The sequence below is a fragment of the Cupriavidus lacunae genome (assembly GCF_003353055.1).
GTDB lineage: Bacteria > Pseudomonadota > Gammaproteobacteria > Burkholderiales > Burkholderiaceae > Cupriavidus > Cupriavidus lacunae.
The window spans coordinates 1-7025 of the sequence record NZ_QKWJ01000162.1 but is presented as its reverse complement, the minus strand read 5'-3'; the positions used below and the strand labels follow the sequence as shown (position 1 = coordinate 7025).

Genomic DNA, 7025 nt, shown 5'->3' with positions numbered 1-7025 from the left:
CTCACCACCCGTCGTGAACATCTGATCCGTGTGCATGATGCTCTCCTTTGAACAGGGGACTCGACACGCCCTGATTTTACGTATCAGTTCGTTGACGACCTCCACCTGTTACATAGGATCTAGCAGGCCGCTGAAATACCTCCAGAGGAAGTCAGCGCGACAGCCGGGTGAAGCGTTGATTTGAGGATCCCATCCAACCTCACATTTATGCGCGGCGCAGACACCTTCACCGAAAGCCTGTTCACCATGCGGAGGCTGGATGATTTCGTGCCGAAGTCCCACCCGCTGCGCTCGATCCGCGCCATGGCCAACCAGGCGCTGGTGAAGATGGACCGGTTGTTCGCGCAGATGTACGAGGCCGACATTAAGGGCGGCCGGCCCAGCATCGCGCCGGAGAAGTTGCTGCGGGCCATGCTGCTGCAGGTGCTCTACAGTATTCGCTCCGAACGCCAGCTCATGGAGCAGACGCAATACAACCTGCTGTTTCGTTGGTTCATCGGGCTGTCGATGGACGACACAGTTTGGGTGCCCACGGTTTTTACCAAGAACCGCGAACGGCTGATCAAGCATGATGCGGTAATCGAGTTCTTCAACGAAGTGCTGGCCATCGCACAGAAGAAGGACTGGCTGTCGGGCGAGCACTTCAGCGTCGACGGCACGCTGATTCAAGCGTGGGCGGGCCACAAGAGCTTCGTGCGCAAGGATGGCGGCGACGAAGACGACAACGACGGCGCCAACTTCAAGGGTCGCAAGCGCAGCAACGAGACGCACGAGTCCAAGACCGATCCCGATGCCAGGCTCTACCGCAAGGGCAAGACCGCAAGTGAACTGCGCTACATGGGTCATACCCTGAGCGACAACCGCCACGGCCTGGTGGTGAGCGCGATGGTGACCAATGCGGACGGACACGCCGAGCGCGAGGCCGCCAAGGTCATGCTCAATGATGCCAGGCAGGTGGCTGAGGATCTGGATGTGGAAGTCACCGTGGGCGCGGATAAGGGCTACGACGCCGAAGAATTCATTCAGGCATGCCTGGAGATGAAGGTGACGCCCCACGTGGCACAGAACACCTCGGGGCGGCGCTCGGCCGTTCCGGACGAGATCGCCAACAGCATCGGTTATGCGATCTCGCAGCAGAAGCGCAAGCTGATCGAACAAGGCTTTGGCTGGGCCAAGACCGTGGGGCGCATGCGCCAGGTGATGGTGCGCGGCTTGAAGAAGGTTGACCAGATGTTTGTGCTGAGCATGGCCGCCTACAACCTCGTGCGCATGCGCTCGCTGGGACAAATCCGTCCGCAGTTGCCGTAATCGCGGTAATGAGGCCGGAATCGGGTACCAAATCGCCGAAAAAGTCGATGCAGTGACGTTTGGCTTCCGGATTGTGAAAAATCACAATCCGGAAGCCTTGCAGGGGAAGCTTCGTCGCTTGCGCGACGAGTACTTCAGCAGCCTGCTAGGCGCCCGTCGAGGTCCACCGCCCGGCTGTCGAGCATCTGTGTTGGGCACCCCAACGCCGGAACACGAGCGCGGATGACAAGAAGGCGCGGCGGCGTAGGCCAATGCGCCATATCTGTGTGCAGGGGAAATGCGCCAAGACCGAATATCCCACTTGTGGTGTTCGGCGGCGCCTTCTCTGAAGTTTGAGGCTTAAGCAAGGCAACAAGTGGTCGGCCTGGTGAGTTCACAGGTTGCCCAAACAGAGTTGCGGCGCCGACAAGGTCCGGCGCATGGTTCAGATATTGCAGGGTTGCCCATCCCCTTGTTATGAGCGAACAATGGACTTCGGGTGGCAACGAATAGCTCATGAGCGCCGGCGTTCAAGGTATCTGACCATTGGAGCATAGTGCGCAAAGCCCCGCTCCGGGAGCACACTAGCAAAAATACCCGTGGAGCCGTGGCAAAGGCCCCCGAATCGCTCGCGAAGCCTTATGGCTCAATGGTTTTCGCTCCCACGGTTTGCCACGGCACAGCAAAAATTCTGTGGCTAAAAAATAGGCAGCACGCCGAAAACGTTTGCGCGGCCTCTCTTGCCTTTTTCGCGGCTTTCTTTCTCTTTCTCTTTGATTTTAAAAAGAAAAGAAGAAAGAAGAAGGTACGGAGCGAGAAATCGGCCTGTGGCGGAATCGGGCAAAACCGTGGCACCTGAGGTCGAAACCGTGGCACTAGTTTCCCTGTAAATCAAAGGCTTAGCGGAGAAGTCACACACAACCACAGGTTTTTTCAGATTCCGTCCTTCCCAGTGGGCCAGTCTGGGCGAGTTCTCACGGGCGCTGAGGCCCGGCCTGCCGGCAAGGCACTGGCGCTGTGCCGGTGCCTTGGGCAAAAACAAAGCCCGCACGAGGCGGGCCGTTGACTGGGGCACGTGGGCGCGGCTATGGCGGCATCCGGCCGTCTTCGAGCTCCGGTATGGCATGCAGCCCGAGCCGTTCTAGGCAAGAAGCGCCGGTGTTTCCTCGCCGACCCTCGGTGAGCGCGGGCTCATTCTTCCTGGGTGAGCCAGCCCCAGTCACGCGGGCCGGCGATGGTCACGCTTCTGCTGTTGCCGTAGCCGGGAATCCCCCCAAAGGACCATATCTTGTGGCGAGCCACCTTCCCCATAATGGCAGCTCACAGGGGTAATAGAAAAAATAGTGCCTACTTGGGAGGGAGAAAATGCGCCACACCTTGCTCCAACTCGCTTTCCTTTTACTTGGTGCCATCGCAGGGACAGCATTCGCACAGTTTCCCCAAGGAGCACCGCCGCCAATGCCACCGCAGATTGGCGTCGATCCGGTGTTCGGCCCCATCTGTGCTGGCCCATTCGGCCCCGGGCCGTGCCAGGAAGTGCATCGCTTTCTGTTGATACAGTACATAGCGAACGGAATGCCTGTGCAACAGATCGCCTTCGATCCGCAAGTAGGGCCTGTATGCGCGGGTCCGATGGGTCCAGGACCATGCCGCCAGATCCAGATATTCCTGGCTGTTCGCCAGCTTGCTGCGCAGCAAGTGCAGTTGCCATCGTGGGGTGGGGCCGGAAATGGGATCTGCATGGGTCCCCTAGGACCAGCACCATGCGACGCTGTACGTGCGTACATCATGCAGGCTCAATCAGCGATTGGTCAGGTACCGCAGAGCTTCAGCGCGCGGCAACCTCAGCTGCTGCCACAAAAGGGCCCGAATGGCGAAGCAATGTGCGCCGGTCCGTTCGGACCGGCGCCATGCGCTCTCATAGCTCAAGTGAGTCTGGACACGATGGGCAGCAGTTTCCCGGTTCCGGGCAGTTTCAACTTGCCGCCCGGGATTACCAATGCACAGGAACTGGCACAGGAGTGCGCAAAGCACGTGGGTGTCGATGTCGCTGCATTCGCAGCCTGCGCAGGCCAGAAGGTAGTGCTGCCTCCCGATCAGCAGGCAGTGCTCGACTGCGCAGTCTCCTCCAGAACGCCCCAAGATTTCGCAGCGTGTGCAGCGCCGAAACTGGGATATTCGCTTTCCGCCGATCAGCAACGCATTGCGGGATGTGCAATCAAGGCAAAGGGGGGTGAGAACGACTTCAAGAGTTGCCTGGGTGGAGCATACCTCAACAAAGTGCTTTCCCAAGATGAACAGGCCATTCTCAAGTGCGCAAGCAAGAGCATTGACGCGGTCGCTTTTGGTGAGTGCGCAGCAGACAAATTCATGTCACGCAGCCAGAAGGCCATGCTGGATTGCGCGGTCTCGTCTACCGATGTAACCAGCTTCGCTACATGTGCCGCCCCACACGCGGGGATCAAGATGTCTGACGACCAGCGCATTCTGGCAAAATGCGCGATGAAGGAAAAAGGGGACGAAGAGGACTTTACCACCTGTGCAGGAGCAGCGTTCCTCGGCAAGAGCCTTGGACCGAACGAGCAGAAGGTGCTTGGGTGCGCGGCCTCGGCCGGTGGTGACACTTCAAAGTTCGCTGGCTGTTCGGCCAACGCTCTCTTCGGAAGCAAATTGAGTAAAGAACAGCAAGTGGCAGTTCAGTGCGCAGCGCAGTCACAAGGGGACCCTACCGGCTTTGCCACATGCGCCGGAGCTAATATGTTCAACATGCAGCTCAATCCGGAGCAGCAGATTGCGGTTCAGTGCGTCGTCTCCACCGGTGGGCAACCCTACGCCGCAGCCGGTTGCATCGGCTCGCGACTGACAGCGCGGGAACTAAGCAAATGTCTTTCCAATGGCATCGGAGGCGAAGATGGTTGCTTCGGTGACAACAACGATCTTNACTCGTTTGTTAGAAATCCAGGCCAGATCTGGGGTGGTTCAAACTCTTTTGTACGCAATCCTGGGCAGATCTGGGGCGGCCCGAATTCGGTGTTCAACAATCCAGGGCAGCTGTTGCCACAGCCGAAGCCATTGCAGGTGGGCAGCATAGGCGGTAAACGCATCTGCTTACCCTGGTGCTAAATATCGGAGGCCATATGAAAAAGATCGTCCTAACCGTCTTGGGCATTGCAACAGCGACCTCAGTTGCCGCACAATGTCCAGTCCCGCCCGCAAACGCTCCTTCGGCTGCCGCCAAACAGCTTGCTATCAGCAAGCTGGGTCAGTACCTGAAGTGCGAGTCCAACGACCCTATTAACGACCAAAGTCCTTGCAACACTTTCGCTAGCCGAGGGCTTGAATCAATTTACGGCGTGACAGACTTTAAGTCGAGCGGCGGCACGGCGCATCAGTCAGCCAACCAGATGTGGGATACGGTCAATGCATCAGGATCGAAATGGCAAAAGCTCGGTAGCGTCTTCGATGAGCAAAACAACCTTTGCGCCCAAAGCATGGCCAACGCCGGATGGCCGGTGATCGCCTTACTTAAAGCCACTGGGCACGGCCACGTTGCCTTGGTCATTCCAGGTGAGCCTCAAACCTCAGGAACGTGGGGGATGCTGGTGGCAAATTCCGCCAGTTTCTTCCTCGACAAGCCGGCCTCCGCCTACCTAAACAAACCGCTAAGCAGCGCATTCGGTCCCGTTAACGCAAAAAGCGCTTCGTTTTTCTATCGTAACCCGTAGCAGGGAAACGCATCCTTGTAAAAGGACTCGTCCCGCAAGATTGGCGTAGGCGAGTTCGGCAAAAATCCTACTACGCTGCAAGACTCAACTTACAAGAGCACTTCTCACCGCTTCAACGGTGTCCATATGGAACGGCAATCGCCGATTTAGATGATGCCACGCACCAGCCATGCGACTGTGTTCAAGTGTTAGGCGAGAACTCATGCCCCAAACCAGTCTAGCTCTCCCAAGTACTGATGAGTGTTGGCAAACTGATGAGGAAGCGTCACGACCGCCCCCAGGGTGACGACACGTAGTCGGCGGTACAGATCATGCGAATCCCCGTCAAGGTCACGACCGGTCAGGTAGGCCTGCGACCAAGATGCGCAATTATGCTCTGCAGAGCATAATTGCGCATCTTGGTCGCAGGCCTGGATCGAGGGGCGGCCGGGATTCGACCTGGATCTGAGCGACGCCACCCTGCAAGCCGACTTGGTCGAGCTGCGCGCGCGCTTCCCCGAAACCCGTGCGCTGTACCGCGAGGTCTGCGGCCTGCTGTTCTTCCGCTATGGCGTCACGCCCACCGCCAACAAGCTCTATAGCCTGGTGCGCAAAGGCAGCATGGGCACGCCGGCCGAGGTGTTGCAGGCGTTCTGGCAGGAGCTGCGCGGGCGCACGCGCGGTACCATCGACCATCCCGACTTGCCGGATGCGTTGAAGGACATCGCGGCCGGGGCGGTGCAGACCATTTGGCAGGCGGCCAACGAGGCCGCCACCGGCGAGCTGGCCACGCTGCGCGCCGAGGCCCGCCATGCGGCCAGCGCCGCCGAGGCCGAGCGCGACGCGGCCCGGGCCGAGACTGCGGCGGCGCGGGAGGAGCTGGCCGCAGTCTCCGCGCAGTTGGCCGAAGCCAGGAAATTGCTGACGGAACAGCAGGCAGCGCTGTCGGCCGAGCGTCAATCTCATGCCGGGACGCAGGCGCGACTGGAGGCGGGCAGGGCGGAACTGGAGGCGGCCCGGCGAGACCAGGAACAATTGCGTACCCAATTCTCGACCGAGCTGGAGCGCGCCCGCGAGCAGGTGACCCTCGCGCAGGAACGGGCCGAAGCCAGCGAGCGCCGGAGCCGGCGCGAACTGGACGCCGAGCGCACCGCGCGCCAGCAGAGCGAGCGCACGGCCGAAGCGTTGCGCGGCGAACTGGTGGCGGCGCGCAGCGAGGCCCGCGACGCGGCGGTGGTGCAGGCCGAAGTCCGCGCCCGGCTCGAGACCCAGGCCGCAACGCTCGCCGATCGGCTCGCCAGCGCCGAGCAGGCGCAGCGCAAATCGGCGCGCGACCTGGACGCCGTGCAGGCGGAACTGGGCGCGGCGCAGCGCCGGGCCGAACGGGCCGAGGCCGAAGCGCCGCTGGCGCGCCAGCTGCTAGCAGAATTGCGGGTGGCGCCACCCCGGCGAGATGGCGCTGGGCGGCAGCGCAAGGCCGGCCGGCGGCCCGGCGCCGACCGAGCAGGAGGCGCCAGGCGAAAAACTGGACGAACAGCAAGACGAGAAGCAGGGCACGCCAACGGCCGCCTCCAACCCGGATGACGGCAGCGACAGCAGTGACGACGGCAATGACAGCAAAAACTGAGCGGGCGGCGGCGATCCGCTGGATCCAGGCGGAGATGGCCGACTACGGGCTGACCATGGAGGAGCTGGCAGCGGCAGGGTGCTTCGATCCGCCGCCCCCTCCGCCACCGCCACCCGCACCCGCGCCGCCGCCGGTGGTCTGCTACCGCAACGCCGCGGGGCAGAGCTGGGACGGGCAGGGCGAGATGCCCGACTGGCTGCGGCGGGCGGTCAATGCGGGGCAGTCGGGGGTAGTCTTGATTTCGGTGCAACTTGCGACGGTTTGCAAACCTAACTGGGTTCTGGGCATGCGGTTTTACACATCTCTGACCTTCCAAAGCGACCAGAGCGCCCAGGAAAAGCGTTTACTTTCAACGAGTTGAAGCGGCACTTGTAAACTCTCTAAGTCTCGCGTTTACTGTCGCATTT

3 protein-coding genes and 2 pseudogenes are annotated in these 7025 nt (G+C 60.7%); all 5 read left to right on the top strand.

Features of this window, described 5'->3' with window-relative positions; all coding sequences use genetic code 11:
* The first annotated feature begins 207 nt into the window (after window positions 1-207).
* Window positions 208-1308: an IS5 family transposase gene (locus tag DN412_RS41670; protein WP_115216833.1), complete on the top strand. Its 1101-nt coding sequence runs from the start codon at window positions 208-210 to the stop codon at window positions 1306-1308.
* A gap of 586 nt (window positions 1309-1894) precedes the next feature.
* Complete coding sequence (locus tag DN412_RS43265) at window positions 1895-2146, top strand: hypothetical protein (protein WP_133303187.1); 252 nt, start codon at window positions 1895-1897, stop codon at window positions 2144-2146.
* Between the two features lie 2278 nt (window positions 2147-4424).
* Window positions 4425-5012, top strand: coding sequence for a hypothetical protein (locus tag DN412_RS43260; protein WP_133303184.1), 588 nt, complete (start codon window positions 4425-4427; stop codon window positions 5010-5012).
* A gap of 471 nt (window positions 5013-5483) precedes the next feature.
* Window positions 5484-6618: pseudogene (locus DN412_RS41655) on the top strand (DNA-binding protein).
* Window positions 6602-6844, top strand: a pseudogene (locus tag DN412_RS41650) (H-NS histone family protein); the annotation flags it as partial. The pseudogenes DN412_RS41655 and DN412_RS41650, both read left to right, overlap by 17 nt.
* Window positions 6845-7025 lie beyond the last annotated feature (181 nt).

What these genes read in the sequence shown, in the direction of transcription:
- DN412_RS43260 (WP_133303184.1), top strand. Translation starts at nt 4,425, where the DNA reads ATGAAAAAGATCGTCCTAACCGTCTTGGGCATTGCAACAGCGACCTCA.
- DN412_RS41670 (WP_115216833.1), top strand. Translation starts at nt 208, where the DNA reads ATGCGCGGCGCAGACACCTTCACCGAAAGCCTGTTCACCATGCGGAGG.